Annotated in this window: 13 protein-coding genes; 12 read left to right on the forward strand and 1 reads right to left on the reverse strand. The window is 58.3% G+C overall.

What is annotated here, in order from left to right:
* Positions 1 to 44 precede the first annotated feature (44 nt).
* Genes dnaX through IT895_RS06790 form a run of 7 tightly spaced genes read left to right on the forward strand, consistent with a single transcriptional unit; the run spans position 45 to position 5,438 of the window.
* Entirely contained in the window at positions 45 to 1,925 is a 1,881-nt protein-coding gene (dnaX, locus tag IT895_RS06760; RefSeq protein WP_199285086.1) for a DNA polymerase III subunit gamma/tau, read from the forward strand.
* 36 nt (positions 1,926 to 1,961) lie between these two features.
* On the forward strand, positions 1,962 to 2,288 hold the full coding sequence (locus IT895_RS06765; RefSeq protein WP_085917485.1) for a YbaB/EbfC family nucleoid-associated protein: 327 nt from the start codon (positions 1,962 to 1,964) through the stop codon (positions 2,286 to 2,288).
* A 3-nt stretch (positions 2,289 to 2,291) separates the two neighbouring features.
* Positions 2,292 to 2,897: a recombination mediator RecR gene (gene recR, locus IT895_RS06770; protein WP_085917527.1), complete on the forward strand. Its 606-nt coding sequence runs from the start codon at positions 2,292 to 2,294 to the stop codon at positions 2,895 to 2,897.
* 49 nt (positions 2,898 to 2,946) lie between these two features.
* Complete coding sequence (gene rnd / locus IT895_RS06775) at positions 2,947 to 4,080, forward strand: ribonuclease D (RefSeq protein ID WP_199285087.1); 1,134 nt, start codon at positions 2,947 to 2,949, stop codon at positions 4,078 to 4,080.
* Entirely contained in the window at positions 4,077 to 4,382 is a 306-nt protein-coding gene (locus tag IT895_RS06780; RefSeq protein WP_085917487.1) for a YcgL domain-containing protein, read from the forward strand. The genes rnd and IT895_RS06780 overlap by 4 nt, the downstream gene beginning before the upstream one ends.
* On the forward strand, positions 4,379 to 4,972 hold the full coding sequence (locus IT895_RS06785; RefSeq protein WP_085917488.1) for an acyl carrier protein phosphodiesterase: 594 nt from the start codon (positions 4,379 to 4,381) through the stop codon (positions 4,970 to 4,972). The genes IT895_RS06780 and IT895_RS06785 overlap by 4 nt, the downstream gene beginning before the upstream one ends.
* Positions 4,973 to 4,982: 10 nt before the next feature.
* A complete protein-coding gene (locus IT895_RS06790) occupies positions 4,983 to 5,438 on the forward strand; it encodes a YcgN family cysteine cluster protein (protein ID WP_085917489.1) in 456 nt (151 codons plus the stop codon).
* Between the two features lie 26 nt (positions 5,439 to 5,464).
* On the opposite strand, the gene IT895_RS06795 is transcribed toward IT895_RS06790, so the two are convergent.
* Positions 5,465 to 7,546, reverse strand: a complete 2,082-nt coding sequence (locus tag IT895_RS06795; RefSeq protein WP_199285088.1) for a S9 family peptidase — start codon at positions 7,544 to 7,546, stop codon at positions 5,465 to 5,467.
* 62 nt (positions 7,547 to 7,608) lie between these two features.
* Here IT895_RS06795 and IT895_RS06800 point away from each other — a divergent pair, with 62 nt between their 5' ends.
* The 5 genes from IT895_RS06800 to IT895_RS06820 all read left to right on the forward strand — a co-directional run bounded on the left by IT895_RS06800 (position 7,609) and on the right by IT895_RS06820 (position 15,985).
* Entirely contained in the window at positions 7,609 to 8,034 is a 426-nt protein-coding gene (locus tag IT895_RS06800) for a hypothetical protein (protein WP_085917491.1), read from the forward strand.
* Between the two features lie 19 nt (positions 8,035 to 8,053).
* On the forward strand, positions 8,054 to 8,839 hold the full coding sequence (locus IT895_RS06805) for a class II glutamine amidotransferase (protein ID WP_085917492.1): 786 nt from the start codon (positions 8,054 to 8,056) through the stop codon (positions 8,837 to 8,839).
* Positions 8,840 to 8,979: 140 nt separating this feature from the next.
* Complete coding sequence (locus IT895_RS06810; protein ID WP_085917493.1) at positions 8,980 to 10,659, forward strand: AMP-binding protein; 1,680 nt, start codon at positions 8,980 to 8,982, stop codon at positions 10,657 to 10,659.
* 196 nt (positions 10,660 to 10,855) lie between these two features.
* Positions 10,856 to 14,767, forward strand: a complete 3,912-nt coding sequence (hrpA, locus tag IT895_RS06815; protein WP_233337416.1) for an ATP-dependent RNA helicase HrpA — start codon at positions 10,856 to 10,858, stop codon at positions 14,765 to 14,767.
* Positions 14,768 to 14,863: 96 nt separating this feature from the next.
* Positions 14,864 to 15,985, forward strand: a complete 1,122-nt coding sequence (locus tag IT895_RS06820) for a beta-ketoacyl-ACP synthase III (protein ID WP_085917494.1) — start codon at positions 14,864 to 14,866, stop codon at positions 15,983 to 15,985.
* Positions 15,986 to 16,023 lie beyond the last annotated feature (38 nt).

Below are 16,023 nucleotides of genomic sequence, written 5' to 3' on the forward strand. Positions count from 1 at the left end.
TTATCTTGGCTCTGAAGCCACACCGCCCAAGGATGTCATGCTCAATGAGCTATCAGGTTCTGGCCCGTAAATGGCGGCCGCGTACTTTTCACGAGCTTGTGGGCCAGGCCCATGTGCAGCGTGCCTTGGTCAATGCCCTTGACCAGGGCCGCCTGCACCATGCGTACCTGTTTACCGGTACGAGGGGCGTGGGCAAGACCACGCTGGCACGAATACTGGCCAAGTGCCTGAATTGCACCGCCAATGGTCGCGGCGATGAAGGGGTTACCTCAACCCCCTGTGGGCAGTGCGATAGCTGTCAGGCCATCGATGAAGGGCGTTTTGTCGACTTGATCGAGGTGGATGCCGCCTCGCGCACCAAGGTCGAAGACACCCGTGAACTGCTCGACAACGTTCAATACGCCCCGACCCAAGGGCGCTATAAGGTGTACCTCATTGATGAGGTGCATATGCTCTCGACAAGCAGTTTCAACGCGCTGCTGAAAACCCTTGAAGAGCCTCCCCCTCACGTCAAGTTCCTGCTGGCGACCACCGATCCGCAAAAGCTTCCCGCGACGGTGCTCTCGCGCTGCCTGCAATTCACGCTCAAGCACATGCCGCCGGAACGCGTGGTGACGCACCTGACGCATATACTGAACAGTGAAGGCGTCGCCTTTGACGAGAGTGCGCTTTGGCTGTTGGGTAAAGCGGCTGATGGCTCCATGCGCGATGCCATGAGTCTGACTGATCAGGCGATTGCCTTTGGTCAGGGTGCCGTCAGGCACGCGGATGTGGCGGCGATGCTGGGCACCCTGGACCACCGCCATGTGATTGCGCTGATAGAAGCCTTGGCAGAGGTTGACGTCGCCCGCTTGCTGGCGGAAGTCGGCCAGCTGGCTGAGCAAAGCCCTGATTTTGCCGCAGTGCTGGATGATGTTACCGGCGTGTTGCACCGCTTGGCCGTGGCGCAGATGGTGCCCGATGCGGTGGATAACAGCCACGGCGACCGGGACGTCATCCTGCAATTGGCATCGCGTTTCAGCGCCGAGGATATTCAGCTGTATTATCAAATCGGTATTCAGGGGCGTGGCGATATGCAACACGCCCCCGATTTGCGCAGTGCGCTGGAAATGACGCTGCTGAGAATGCTGGCATTCCGCCCACAGGGGGTGCCCAAACCGCCGACTACCAAACTGCCGCTTCAGCCTGAAGCGCCAGTCCAGCCCGAAGCGCCTGAAGAGGCGCCTGCCGGGGAGCGGTCAGAAGCAAAGCCAGAGGATTCGCCGCCTCCGGCTCCGGCGTCGGTCAACGATGAAGAGGCGTCAGTAGCGCCCCCTTGGGCGCTTGACGCCTCTCAAGATGAGCCAACGCTGACCTCAGAGCCAGAGCCAGAGCCAGAGCCAGAGCCAGAGCCAGAGCCAGAGCCAGAGCCAGAGCCAGAGCCAGAGCCAGAGCCAGAGCCAGAGCCAGAGCCAGAGCCAGAGCCAGAGCCAGAGCCAGAGCCAGAGCCGTCTACGCAAGCCAGTGCTTCCAAGCCCACGGGCGAGTACTGGGATCATGCGCAATGGCTTGAGCAGTTCGATGCCCTTGGGCTGGGTGGTCTGACCCGTAACCTGGCCGCCCATTGTCAGTTGGTCAATGACGACGGGCACACCTTGACGCTGCGGTTAGCGCCTAGCCAGTCGGCGATGCAAGCTGAGGTTCACCAGACGCGCATCGAGAAGGCGCTGGCTGAGCTGGGCGTAAAGCGCCGAGTGGTGTTTCATGTGGAAGCCCTTGCCGAGGCTCTGGAAACCCCTCGGCAACGCGAAGTGCGTTGTCAGGCTGAGCGTCACGCTCAGGCGGTTGATGTATTGCAGCGCGACCCCCATGTAGTAGAGTTAATTCAGGCTTTCGGCGCACAGCTTGTCGAAACCAGTGTCAAACCTGTTGAAGCGTCGCGCTAACGCTGTGCGATCCACTGATGATTGGAGAGTCTTACCATGATGAAAGGCGGCATGGGCAACTTGATGAAACAAGCCCAAGAGATGCAGGAAAAAATGCAGCGTGCCCAGGAAGAAGTGGCCGAGGCAGAAGTATTGGGCGAAGCCGGGGCCGGCATGGTCAAGGTGACCATGAATGGCCGTCATGACGTGATTTCGGTCGATATCGACCAGAGCGTCATGCAGGAAGACAAAGAACTGCTGGAAGATCTACTGGCCGCTGCCGTCAACGATGCAGTGCGCAAAGTCGAGGTCAGTTCGAAAGCCAAAATGGAAGAAGCCACTGCCGGGCTCGACCTGCCCCCCGGCTTCAAAATGCCATTTTAAATGATGCGGTTTTCTCCGCTAGTCGAGCAACTGATGGAGGCTTTTCGCGTCTTGCCGGGCGTGGGGCCCAAAACAGCACAGCGAATGGCCATGCACCTGCTGGAAAGGGACCGCCCCGGCGGCCAGAAACTGGCGTCCACCATCCAGCAGGCGATTGACGAAGTCGGCTACTGTCGGCGTTGTCGAACGCTGACAGAAGCCGATATTTGCGCGTTGTGTGAAAGCCCGCGACGTCATGATCACCTGCTATGCGTGGTGGAATCACCTGCCGATCAATTGGCGATTGAAGAAGCCGGTGGTTTTCAGGGTCGCTATTTCGTCCTTCACGGCCACCTGTCGCCGCTGGATGGTATTGGACCTGATGCCATCGGTCTGGATGTGCTTGAAGCTCGTGTCGCGGAAGGTCAAATCAGCGAAGTGGTGCTTGCCACCAACCCCACGGTGGAGGGCGAAGCCACCGCACACTACATTGCTGCCTTGCTGGCGAATCATGGTGTGACGCTATCGCGGCTCGCCTACGGTGTCCCCATGGGCGGTGAGCTGGAGTACGTAGACGGCGGCACGCTTAGCCGAGCGTTCAACGGCCGTCAGCCGTTCAGTAGTGAATAACTTATCTTAAGCAAGCGCTCAGGCGGTTGTGTGAACAGGGAATAGACTTTTGTCCTCATTTCAACCCGCTGACATCAGCTGGATTGCCTCGCCGCAGGCTCTTGATGACGCCTGCCAGCAGGTGGCCGATGCCCCTGTCATTGCGTTGGATACGGAGTTTTTCCGCGAGAAAACGTTTTTTCCCATCCCGGCGCTAATCCAGTTCAGTGCGGGTGAGCATGCGTTTCTGATCGATCCGCTGGCAACGCCTTGTACCGATGCCTTTCGAGCATTGCTGCAGAACCAAGCAATCAAGCTGCTGCATGCCTGCAGTGAAGACCTGGAAGTGTTTCAAATCTGGGCAGGTGTCTTGCCAAGCCCGTTGATCGATACCCAGGTGGCACAGGGGTTTCTGGGTGAAAATCCCAGTATGGGATACCAGAAGCTGGTTGAGGCCTGGGTGGGTAGAACCCTGCCCAAGGAAGAAACCCGCTCCAACTGGCTGGAACGACCATTGTCCTCCGCGCAGTGTGAATATGCCGCTCTGGACGTTATTTACCTGCTCGATGTATGGGCAAAACAGCGTGAGCAGCTTGAGCACCTTGACCGGTTTGCCTGGCTGGAGAGCGACTGCCGCCAACTGATCGACCAGGCAGGCCGCAGTGATGACAACGACACACAGTGGTACACCCGGCAACGCCAGCTATGGCGACTTACCGCCCCTCAGCTGAAAGCGTATCAGTTGATGACCACCTGGCGGGAAGGCGAGACCCGTCGTCGCGACATACCGCGCAACTGGTTGATAAGCGATAAACACTTGATGGCCATCGCCGAGGCGATGCCCGCCAATCGCTATGAACTGGCCCGTGTTGAAGGTATGACACCACCGCTGGTCAAGAAGGAGGGTGATGCTCTGCTGGGATTCGTCAAGCAGGCCCAGCATACGCCCAGCGAAGTATTGCCCACGCCCTGGCCGGATCCGATGCAGCCAGCTTTCAAGCATCGGTTCAAGGCGTTAAAGAAAGTGGTTAAAGGCCACGCTGATGAACTGGGACTTGCGCCTGAGGTTTTGCTGCGCCGCCGTGATCTCGAGGCGTTGGTCATGCAATCGCTGGCGGGGACACCGTTAACCCTTCCCACCGGTTGGCGAGGTGAGCGGCTGAATGATGATCTGACGAAGGCGTTGGAGGCGCAAGCTGAGTGAGCGATAAACTGTTGTGTGAGATTTTCAAAAGCTCGCGTAAAGAGGAGATGTATCTTTACGTTGATAAGCGTCAGGGACTCACGCATGTCCCCGAACCGCTACTGACGTCGTTTGGCAAACCCCAGGCGTTGCTCACCATGATCTTGACCGCTGATAAAAAGCTGGCGCGTGCCAGTGCTGCAGACATCATCGAGGCGATTGATTCCCAAGGTTTTTATCTGCAGATGCCGCCTGGCAATGAAACGAACTTGTTGACCGAGCACTTGGCCCAGCAGCGTTCCGGCAACCCGTCAGGCGAATGAATTTTCTGGCCCACGCCTGGCTTGCCCGCGACGGCAGTGATGACTTTCTCTACGGCAACCTGATTGCCGATGGCGTAAAAGGTCGCGATCTGGCCGCCTGGCCTGATGATACGGCACTGGGGATCCGTCACCACCGCCGTGTGGATGCCTGGGTGGATGGGCATCCATGCGTCAAGGCGGCGTTACGTCGGTCGCCTCCCGCTCAGCGACGCTTTATGGGTATTGCATTGGATATTGTCTGGGACCACTTTCTCTCCCTTGAGTCCCATGCCGACGACTCGCAGCCGGTATTGATCGAGCGGTGCTATCGACTGCTGAATGAGCGTTCCGCGCCTGACCGTCTGGCCCCCATGGTGGAGCCCTTGATCTCCCACGACTGGCTGCGCCGCTATGCCGATTTTGATTTTACCTGCCAGGCCATTGCCGGCGTTGGCAGGCGGCTTTCGGGACCCAATCGGCTGGCGGAGCTTGTCCCATGGCTGCACGAGGATTACGCTCGATTGAAGAGCGATTTTGATGAACTCTGGCCCGCGCTTTTTGATGCGCTAGGTACCGAGCGTCGTTTCCCAACGCATACGAGTAGCAAGTGAAGGTGATCCAATGACAGGCGCGTTACGTGAGCGCTTTTGGGAGCGTTATACGCTGGAAGAATTGACCACGCCCGAGTGGGAGGCACTCTGTGACGGCTGCGGGCAGTGCTGTCTGTTGAAGCTGCACGATGAGGAGAGCCAGGAGCTGGCCGTGCTCAATGTGGCCTGTCGGCTGCTGGATACCCACAGTTGCCAATGCAGCGATTACGAAAATCGTTTTGATTTCGTCCCCGACTGCACTCAGCTAACCCCCGAACTGGTGAAAGAATTCACCTGGCTGCCGTCAACCTGTGGCTACCGGCGCGTCGCCGAAGGGCGAAAGCTGGCTGGCTGGCATCCGTTACTCAGCAACGATGCCGAGCGAGTCCATCGCAAAGGGGTGAGCGTGAGAAGCTATGCGGTTTCGCAAGATGATGTTCCCGAAAACCAGTTGGAATCCCACATCATCGCCGTATTACCCATGTAACATGCCTTCCTTGGCATCGCTGTGTCTTAATCCATCAAACCCAGTGCCCAGAGGATAAAGGCATCCTGGCGAGCGGCGTCCCGCCACGCCTTGAAACGACCGGAGGCGCCACCGTGACCGCTGCTCATGTCAGTGTGTAGCAATACCGGGGCGTCGCCTTGCTGGAGTTGACTGACGCGCGCATAGAATTTGGCCGGCTCCCAGTAGCTAACCCGGGTATCAAACCAGCTGCCTTCGAGCCAAAGCGCCGGGTAGCGCTGTGCCGTCACATTATCGATGGGCGAATAATGGCGGATGCGCTCGGCCACCTGCGGGTCGGCCGGATTGCCCCATTCGCTGTATTCGGCGGTGGTCAGCGGCAGTGCCGGATTCTGCATGGTGCGCAGCACGTCCAGAAACGGCACCTCGAGGACACCGGCGCAAAACGACTCAGGGGCTCGGTTGAGGCAGGTGCCGACAAGCAGGCCGCCCGCGCTTGCGCCACAGGCGACAACTCGCTGGGGATCGCTCAAGCCTTGTGCCACCAGTGCATCGCGGGCGGCTAGAAAATCGTCAAAGCTGTGTTCCTTGTGGGCCATTTTGCCGTCCAAATACCAGGGTTCGCCGCGTTCGCCGCCTCCGCGCACGTGGGCCACGGCAAAGGCGACACCCCGTTCGAGCAGTTCCAGGCGGGCAATGGAAAACCATGGGTCAAGCGGTTCACCGTATGCGCCATAGCCATATAGCAGAGTGGGCAGCGGCTGGTTGGCCAGGTCGCGGCGAGTGACAACCGAGACGGGCACACGCTGGCCGTCGGCACTGGTCGCCCATACCCGCTGACTGACGAGCTGCTCGGGTGCCAGGCTGCCATATACCGGCACGCGTTTGAGCAGCGTGCGCTCCCCGGTGATCAGGTCCAGGGCATACCAGCTCGGCGGACGGGTAAACGATTCCTCCCTTAGGCGCAGCTCTTGGGTGTCAAAGTGGGGCGCGTCCTCAAGCAACTGTGAGCAAAGCAACTCGGGTTGGGCGAGGTAGTCGTCCCGGGTGATCTGCTGGTGTGGATTAATGTCCAGACGACGCAGTCTCACCTGTGCTTGATCATGATCGCGTTCAGCCAGTATCAGCCCCCAGGCGAAAGCATCAACCCCCTCCAGGGTCGCATCTTCCCGCGCCGGGACGAGGGGCTGCCAAGCAGGCAGGTCGCTATCCAGTTCATCGACGGGCAAAACATCCAGTTGGAAGTGGGTGCTGGCCTGGTTATGCAGTCGATAAAACACGCCGGGACGATGGTCTATCGTATACTCAACGCCTGGTTGGCGAGGCTGGAGGCAGCGTGGGGGATGGGTTGGCGTTCGGGCTGGCACCAGATGGGCTTCACTGGTGTCCTTGGAGGCGCTTTCAAGCACCAGCCACTCCCGCGAACGGGTTTTGCCCATGCCCAGCCAAAATTCGGGGTCGTCCTCGCGCAGCAATAACGTCGCTGTCTGTGAGTGCGGTGTCTGGTCAAGGCTGATCGGCAGGCACCAAATGCTGTCCGGACGTTGAGTGTCGTCGAAGCGGGTAAACAATAGCGATGCATTGCCAGCGGTCTGGTCTTCTGCCCAGCAGATGCCGGGGCCGATGTCGCTGAGCAACTGGACCGGTTGGCCGTCAGGCAGACGTTTCAGCCACAGGGTAAAACGCTCGTCCCCCTGAGTGTCGTCGGTCCAGGCCAGCCATGCTTCATCAGGTGACAGCGCCATGTCGCCCATTTCGTAGAATGGCTGCCCGGCGGCAAGGTCGGGCACTGCTAGAATGCAGTCTGGGGCATCGGGCTGGCCGTTAGGGTGACGCCACCAGCGGGGGTATTCCTCGTCGGCCGCTGTCTCGCTCCAGAACGTAAAGTGGTCGAGTGTTGTCTGAAGACTGGTAACTGCGAGTTCCCGCCGGCGCAGGTGGCTTTCATAAAGCGCATCGGCAAGCGGTTCCAGCGGTTTGAACCATTCGGCATGCTGTTGGTTTGCCGCGGTTAAAAAGCGGCTGACATCAGCGCAGTCACGTTGCTCTAGCCAGTGCCATTGTGGGTCATCCGCGCGAAAATAGGCGCTGACCGGGTGGTCGTTGTTCAAAGCTGGCTGTGCTTTCATAAATTGATAGGTACCATAACGGGAAATCTACGGTGGGTGAATGCACCCTCATGAGGAGTATTATGCTGTTTGCTGATTCAATGTCACTGTTGTGGTTAAGTTATTACGGTCTGTCGCTGGTCGTGTTCGTGGCCGTTTATTTTGCGTTCGCCTTTTTGCCCAGGCTGCCACGCCTGTTGCTGACATGGTGCATTGGCGGCGCGATGTGGGCGCCTGCGCCATTCCGGCTACCCCTGGTTGAAGAGGGTGAGTTTTACACGGGTTGGGCGCCTTCCGCCATGGTCGCCGCTGTGGGATTTTTAGAGAGCAACGGTGGCGCCCTGCGTAATGGCCTGCTGTGCTTACTGCTTGGCATGGCAATCGGTGGTGTTGTGGGGGTCGCGTTGTGGTGGCGCGGGCGTAACAAGTTCGTGGATGAGCCTGCTGTCGAGGAAAAAGAGCCCAGCGACCCCGAAGAAACGCGCCGCCGTGAACCGGTCATCGGCTAAGCCACACAGGAGCGCGTCGATGTGTGAGCTGCTGGGAATGAGCGCCAATGTGCCCACCGATATCTGTTTCAGCTTCGCGGGGTTTCTGCACCGGGGTGGGGGAACAGGGCCACACCGCGACGGGTGGGGCATTGCCTTCTATGAAGAAGGGGGCTACCGGGAGTTTCGCGACCCCCATCCGTCGGTAGACTCGCCCATCGCACGACTGATCTGCGATTACCCGATCAAATCCAATGTCGTGATCAGTCATATCCGTCAGGCCAACGTCGGTGAGGTCACCTTGGCCAATACCCATCCTTTTACCCGTGAAATGTGGGGGCGGCCCTGGTGCTATGCCCATAATGGTCAATTGAACGACTGGGAGCCTTTGCCGCTGGGCTTTTACACCCCGGTGGGCAGTACGGACAGCGAGCATGCTTTCTGCTGGCTGATGAGCGAGTTAAGGCGTGCCTTTCCAACCCCGCCAGGAGAGCAGGCGCCACTTTGGCAAACGCTCCATGGTTTATGCGAGCGGCTGCGAACGCTGGGTGTTTTTAATCTGCTTCTCTCTGACGGAACGTACCTCTATACCTACTGTTCAACTAAGCTTGCTCATATTACCCGTGCTGCGCCCTTTGGCGAGGCTGAACTGTCCGACGCCGAACTAACGGTCAATTTTGCCGAACATACCACGCCCAACGATATCGTGTCGGTGATTGCGACCGAACCCTTGACCCACAATGAACAGTGGTACCGCATGCAACCAGGGGAGCTACTGGTATGGCGTGATGGATGCATTCAGGCGCGTTATTCGAGCCAGGCCTGATGCGAGGTTAGGGCTAAAGTTGAAACGTAAGTTTCAATCGATCGTTTTACAGTGGTAGGCCAGTCGTATATCGTTGCGTTTTCGCGACTCGACAACAACAAGGTCGGTGACGACATCGACATGGAAACTGGAGATTGCCCATGAGCGAACAAGCTGATGCCCCTATTCTGCGTGGCCCCGCGCTTGAGGGTTTAGAGCGGTACGGTGCGGTTACCGACGTTTTCCACTCGGCGGTTGAACGTTTCAAGGACAAGTCGGCGTTCAGCTGCATGGGAAAAACGCTCAGCTTCGCTGACCTTGACAGACTGTCGGCCAATTTTGCTGCTTGGTTACAGCATGAAACCGACCTGGTGCCGGGTGACCGAATCGCCATTCAATTACCCAACGTGCTGCAGTTCCCCGTTGCGGTATTTGGCGCGCTGCGCGCGGGCCTGGTAGTAGTGAACACTAATCCGCTCTATACCGAGCGCGAAATGGCCCACCAGTTCAAGGATGCCAACGCCAAGGCGATCGTGATTCTGGCCAACATGGCGGACAAGCTTGAACGTGTTCTCGATAAAACCGAGATCAAGCATGTGGTGGTGACCGAGCTTGCCGACCTGCACGACTTCCCCAAGCGGTTGCTGATCAACAGCGTGGTCAAGTACGTCAAGAAAATGGTCCCTCGCTATTCGTTGCCCCAGGCGGTGACATTTCGCGACGCATTGAATAAAGGGCAGGCCTTGAGTCACCGCGAGATCACTCGCGAGCAGGAAGATCTGGCCGCACTGCAATACACTGGCGGAACCACCGGCATGCCCAAAGGGGCGATGCTGACCCACCGTAACCTCGTCGCCAATATGCTGCAGGCTCGAGAAGCCATCGGTGGCAATCTGACCGACGGCAACGAGCTGGTGATTGCCCCCTTGCCCGTTTATCACATCTATACGTTTACTGTTAACTGCCTGTTTTTAATGGAAACTGGTAACCACTCGGTGCTGATTACCAATCCTCGTGACCTTGATGGTTTTATCAAGACCTTGAAAGGTATGCCGTTTACTGCCTTCATTGGTCTCAATACGCTGTTCAATGCGTTGTGCAACCGGGATGATTTCAAGCAGCTTGATTTTTCCAACCTGCATTTGACCATTTCCGGGGGCATGGCCCTGACGAAAGCTTCGGCGAAGCGTTGGGAGGAGGTCACCGGATGCCCGATCTCGGAAGGCTATGGACTGACCGAGACCTCGCCGATTGTCAGCTTCAATCCTTCGGATGCCATCCAGCTGGGCACCATCGGCAAACCGGTGGCAGGCACTGCGGTCAAAGTGGTGAATGCCGACGGTCAGGATCAGCCGCTGGGTGAGCCAGGCGAGCTGTGTGTCCAGGGGCCACAGGTCATGAAGGGTTATTGGCAACGCGAAGAGGAAACCCGTAACTCTATTGACGATGAGGGTTGGTTCTACACCGGTGATATTGCCGTGCTTCAGGAGGATGGCTACATCCGTATCGTGGATCGCAAGAAAGACATGATCCTGGTATCCGGGTTTAATGTTTACCCTAACGAGGTGGAAGACGTGGTCGCCGGGCATCCCGATATCGTAGAGTCAGCCGCGGTTGGGGTTGCCGATGAGGTGGCCGGTGAGGCGATCAAGCTGTTTGTAGTCAGCAAAAACCCCGAGCTGGATGCCGAAACGCTGCGTCGTTGGTGCAAGAGTGAGCTTACCGGCTACAAAGTGCCCAAGTACATCGAGTTTCGCGATGAGTTGCCCAAAACCAATGTGGGTAAAGTACTGCGCCGTCAGCTACGCGATGAAGATAGCCAAAAAGCTGCTTCGTCATAGGCAGCGCGACTTATGCGCTTGCCTGGCGAACGCGTTACAATGATCTGCCCGCTCAGTTGAGCGGGCAGACTTTTTTATAAGTGCCACCCTTTAAGTGCCCATAGGACCTGGATATATCGTGACCAACGACACGCCGCTCGCAACGACCTCTGATGCACAACGCCTCAAGACGCTTAAGTCCGCCGTGAACAACACGATGCGACGCGATGCCCAGCGTTTCGAGCGGCGGTTGGCCGGTTTGTCGCGTCGCCTGCAGGAGGGTAAGCCGATCGACCGGGGGTTGAACGAGCTGGAACCCGAGATGGCGCGTGCGCAGCAGGTGCTTCGTCAGCGAGATAACCAGTCGTTTGACTGGAACTATCCGCCCGAATTGCCGGTGGTTGAACGCCGTGAGGATATTCTCGCGGCGCTTCGCGACCATCAGGTGGTCGTCGTCGCGGGGGAAACCGGGTCGGGTAAAACCACCCAGTTACCCAAAATGTGCCTGGAGCTAGGGCGTGGCCGGCGTGGCCTGATAGGCCACACTCAGCCGCGTCGGCTTGCCGCACGCAGTGTGGCCACCCGGCTTGCCGAGGAATTGGCGGTGCCGCTTGGCGAGCAGGTGGGGTATCAGGTCCGGTTTACCGATCAGAGTAACGAGAACACCCTGGTCAAACTGATGACCGACGGGATTCTGCTGGCGGAAACCCAGCACGATCCGCTGCTACTGCGCTACGACACCATCATTATCGATGAGGCCCACGAACGCAGCCTCAACATCGATTTTCTGTTGGGCTATCTGAAACGTCTGCTGCCCAAACGCCCGGATCTGTCGATTATTATCACCTCGGCCACCATTGATGTAGCGCGATTTGCCGCCCATTTTGGCAATGCGCAGCGCCCTGCGCCGACGGTCGAAGTCTCCGGTCGGGCCTATCCGGTGGAGGTGCATTACCGGCCCTTGGTGCGCGACGGCGAGGACGAAGAGGACCGCACGCTGCAAGAGGGCATTCTCCACGCGGTCGAGGAAATCGAGGGGTTGGAACGTGAAAAGGGCTGGCAGCATGGCCCCCGCGATGTGCTGGTGTTCCTGCCCGGCGAGCGGGAAATTCGTGAAACGGCTGACACCCTGCGCCGGGCTGATTTGCGTGACTGTGAAGTTCTGCCGCTGTACGCGCGGCTTTCCAACGCCGAGCAGAACCGGGTGTTCGCGCCCCATCGGGGTCGACGGATCGTGCTGGCGACCAACGTCGCCGAAACCTCGCTGACCGTCCCGGGTATCCGCTATGTGATCGACCCAGGGCTGGTGCGTATCAGTCGTTATAGCTACCGGTCGAAAATCCAGCGCTTGCCGGTCGAACCGGTGAGCCAGGCAAGCGCCAACCAGCGCATGGGGCGCTGCGGGCGGATTGCCGAAGGCGTGTGTATCCGTCTATACGATGAGGACGATTTCCTGGCCCGCCCGGCGTTTACCGACCCCGAGATCCAGCGCACCAATCTTGCCTCGGTGATTTTATCCATGCTGGCCCTCAAGCTGGGCGATATTGAGGACTTTCCGTTTGTCGACCCGCCCGATAGTCGCTTTGTCAAAGACGGCTTCCGGCTGCTCTTTGAGCTTGGGGCTGTCGACGAGCGCCAGCGGCTCACGGCGCTGGGTCGCAAGCTCGCCCGGTTGCCGATAGACCCCCGGCTGGCGCGTATGGTGCTGGCGGGTAAAGAGCAGGGCAGCCTGCGCGATGTGTTGGTCGTGGTCTCTGCATTGGCGATTCAGGACCCTCGCGACCGTCCGGCCGACAAACGCCAGGCCGCCGATCAGGCCCACCAGCGCTGGCACGATCCCGACTCGGACTTCGTGGCGCTGTTGAACCTTTGGCACGGCATCGACAATGCCCGCGAAGCACTGTCAGGCAATCAGTTGCGCCGCTGGTGCCGGGACCACTACATCAATTACCTGCGCGTACGCGAGTGGCACGATACCTTCCGCCAGTTGCGTCAGCTGCTGCGTGATATGGATATCGACGTGCCGGCGCCGACGCCCGTCCCGGCGGATGAAAACGAAGAGCAGGCGCGACAGGCAAGGCGTAAAACCTCCGGTCCGCTACACAAGGCCCTGCTGACCGGGTTGCTCTCCAACCTGGGTACGCTGCTGGAAAATCGCGAGTATTTAGGTGCGCGTAACCGTAAGTTCATGATTCATCCAGGCTCGGGGTTGGCCAAAAAAACGCCCAAATGGTTGATGGCCTTCGAGCTGGTGGAAACCTCCAAACTGTTTGCGCGCACCGTGGCAAAGATTGACCCCCAATGGATTGAGCCACTGGCGTCACATCTGGTGAAGCGCAGCTACAGCGAGCCTCATTGGGAAATGAAGCGTGCCCAGGTAGTGGCGTTCGAGCAGGTGACCCTGTTTGGTTTGCCCATCGTGACCCGGCGCCGTGTGCATTACGGCCCGATTGCCCCGGTCGAGTCGCGGGAGCTGTTCATTCGTCGTGGGCTGGTAGAAGGCGAGTTTCACACCAAAGGCGAGTTTTTTGCTCACAACCGGGCGCTGATTGAAGAAGTTGAATCACTGGAAGATCGTGCCCGTCGTCGTGACATACTGGTCGACGAAGACACCTTGTTTGCGTTTTACGACGAGCGGCTTCCCAGCGACATCGTTAACGGCAAAGGCTTTGAGCACTGGCGCAAGCAGGCCGAAAAGCAGGATCCGTCGCTGCTCAAGTTCGATATGGAAGCGCTCAAGGCCCGCGACGCCGAAGACGTTACCCAGGCGCAGTACCCTGATCATCTGACCCTTTCGGGGGTTGCCTATCCGTTGAGCTATCATTTTGATCCCGACGCGGAAGACGATGGCGTCACGCTGACCGTCCCCGCAGCGATGCTGCCACAACTGCCGGAGCATGCCCTGGAGTGGCTGGTGCCAGGCTTGCTGCGCGAAAAATGCATTGCCTTGATGAAAGCCCTGCCCAAGAGCATTCGTCGTCAGGTGGTCCCCATTCCCGACTGGGTTGATGCAGCGCTGGAAACACTGGTGCCGGATGAGCGGCCCTTGACCGAGGCGCTGGGCGAGTTCATTCGCCAGCGCACAGGGACGCGTGTACACCCGGACGATTGGCGTTTTGATACCTTGCCGGCTCACCTGATGATGAATATCCGGGTGGTGGATCATGATGGCAAGACGCTGGGGCAGGGCCGCTCGGTGCGGTCGCTGGAAGCGGAGTTTGAAGCAGCGGCGAAGGCCGGCGCTCAGGCACTGTCCGAGCAGGTAAGCGAGGCACCGGATTTATCAGGGTTACCTGAGGAGCCCCTGCCAGATTCCCGCGTGACCACTCAGGCGGGTATTCGAGTGGAAGCTTACCCGGCATTGGTTAACGAGGCCGATACGTTTAAGGTAATGCTTTTTGACCATGCGGCAAAAGCCCAGGCGGCCCACCAAATGGGCGTGGCGCGTTTGGCGATGCAGCAATCCCCTGCCCAGGTCAAGATGATCAAGGCGCTGCCTGCGCTGGAAAAATGCGCGTTGCTGTTCACCAACGTGGGCAGCAAGCAGGCCCTGATCGACGATGTGTTAGTGGCGGTGTTTACCCAGACGGTGGCGCAATCGCCTATGCCGCGCTCGGCAGCCGAGCTGAACGAACGCCTGGCAGCGGTTAAGGGCGACCTGGTGCCTCACGCCGAGCAATTGCTGGGCCAGGTGGAAGCGGCTCTGAAAGGCCACTTGGCGGTCAGCAAGGTGTTAAAAGGCAAGCTGAACTTCGCACTGGCACTTGTCTATAGTGATGTGAAAGCACAAATGCAGCGTCTTGTTTACCCTGGCTTTATCACCCAGGCAGGGGAGTGGCTGTCAGAGTACCCGCGCTACACCGAGGCAGCATTGATTCGGCTTGAAAAAGCAGCCCGCGAACGGGGGCGCGATCAAATGCTGATGCAGGACGTTCAGGCGATGGAGGAAAAATTCGATGCACGTCGCGAAAACGAGCGCCGTGGGCGCGTGGAGGATCCATCACTCGTCGAGTTTGGCTGGTGGTTGCAGGAACTTCGCGTATCGTTGTTTGCCCAGCAGTTAGGAACACGAATGCCCGTTTCGGTGAAGCGACTGGAAAAACGTTGGCAAGAGATAATTAGCGTTTAGACGCGGGCTGGAAAAATGTGTGTGAAACGCACACAGTGATGATATTGGCGGCGGTTTAAGCTACCTGGCGCAAGCAGCCGTGAAAAGGAGATGTACATGACACATGTGGTGATAACCGGTACGGGGCTTTATACACCGGAACACGCCATTGATAATGCGTCGTTGGTTGCCGCATTCAACGCCTGGGTGGATCAGGAAAATACTCGCCATGCAGAAGCCATTGAGCAGGGGGAACGGGAACCGCTCGCTCATTCAAGTAGTGAGTTCATTGAAAAAGCGTCGGGCATCAAAAGTCGCTACGTATTGGATGCCGGCGGTATTCTTGACCCGGCGCGTATGCGTCCCAAACTGCCCCAGCGGCAAAACGACGAGCCTTCTATCCAATGTGACATGGCGCTTAGTGCTGCCCGTGAGGCATTAGCCAGTGCCCAGGTGGATGCTAGCGATATTGAGCTTGTGATTGTTGCCTGCTCCAACCTGGAGCGCGCCTACCCAGCTGTGGCGGTTGAACTTCAGCACGCGCTTGGCGCGGGTGGCTATGGTTTCGATATGAATGTGGCCTGCAGTTCGGCGACCTTCGCGATTGAAACCGCCGCGAACGCCATTGCATCGGGTAGCGTGAAGCGTGCATTGATCGTGAATCCTGAAATATGCTCCGCACACCTCAATTTTACTGACCGCGACAGCCACTTTATTTTTGGTGATGCGTGTACCGCGATGGTGCTGGAAGACGCTGCGTGTGCGTCCGCCGACGAAGCCTACGAGATTCTGGGGACCCGGTTGGCGACGGCATATTCCAATGCCATCCGTAATAATGCCGGATTTTTGAATCGCGTCACCGATAGTGATCCGCTGGCGGAAGATAAACTGTTCGTTCAGGAAGGGCGCCGCGTTTTCCGCGAGGTATGCCCCATGGTGGCGTCAATGATCGCGCAGCATCTGGCATCGCTGGAGTTACAGGGAAGCGATTTGAAGCGCCTCTGGCTGCATCAGGCAAACCGCCACATGAACGATATGATTGCGCGCAAAGTGCTCGGTTACGACCCCAGTGAGGAACAGGCGCCGATCATTCTTGACCGCTATGCGAATACCAGCTCAGCAGGGTCGATCATTGCGTTTCATTTACACCGTGAATCGTTGGAGGCGGGTGACATTGGTGTTATCTGCTCTTTCGGTGCGGGGTATAGTGCGGGCAGTGTGGTTGTCAGGCGCCAATGAGTCGCTTGCAGATATAAAATGCAAAACAGAGGAACGCA

The organism is Halomonas sp. A40-4, assembly GCF_015767635.1.
GTDB classification, from domain to species: domain Bacteria; phylum Pseudomonadota; class Gammaproteobacteria; order Pseudomonadales; family Halomonadaceae; genus Vreelandella; species Vreelandella janggokensis.

What these genes read in the sequence shown, in the direction of transcription:
- dnaX (WP_199285086.1), top strand. Translation starts at nt 45, where the DNA reads ATGAGCTATCAGGTTCTGGCCCGTAAATGGCGGCCGCGTACTTTTCAC.
- IT895_RS06765 (WP_085917485.1), top strand. Translation starts at nt 1,962, where the DNA reads ATGATGAAAGGCGGCATGGGCAACTTGATGAAACAAGCCCAAGAGATG.
- recR (WP_085917527.1), top strand. Translation starts at nt 2,292, where the DNA reads ATGCGGTTTTCTCCGCTAGTCGAGCAACTGATGGAGGCTTTTCGCGTC.
- IT895_RS06785 (WP_085917488.1), top strand. Translation starts at nt 4,379, where the DNA reads ATGAATTTTCTGGCCCACGCCTGGCTTGCCCGCGACGGCAGTGATGAC.
- IT895_RS06790 (WP_085917489.1), top strand. Translation starts at nt 4,983, where the DNA reads ATGACAGGCGCGTTACGTGAGCGCTTTTGGGAGCGTTATACGCTGGAA.
- IT895_RS06795 (WP_199285088.1), bottom strand. Translation starts at nt 7,546, where the DNA reads ATGAAAGCACAGCCAGCTTTGAACAACGACCACCCGGTCAGCGCCTAT.
- IT895_RS06800 (WP_085917491.1), top strand. Translation starts at nt 7,609, where the DNA reads ATGCTGTTTGCTGATTCAATGTCACTGTTGTGGTTAAGTTATTACGGT.
- IT895_RS06805 (WP_085917492.1), top strand. Translation starts at nt 8,054, where the DNA reads ATGTGTGAGCTGCTGGGAATGAGCGCCAATGTGCCCACCGATATCTGT.
- IT895_RS06810 (WP_085917493.1), top strand. Translation starts at nt 8,980, where the DNA reads ATGAGCGAACAAGCTGATGCCCCTATTCTGCGTGGCCCCGCGCTTGAG.
- hrpA (WP_233337416.1), top strand. Translation starts at nt 10,856, where the DNA reads ATGCGACGCGATGCCCAGCGTTTCGAGCGGCGGTTGGCCGGTTTGTCG.
- IT895_RS06820 (WP_085917494.1), top strand. Translation starts at nt 14,864, where the DNA reads ATGACACATGTGGTGATAACCGGTACGGGGCTTTATACACCGGAACAC.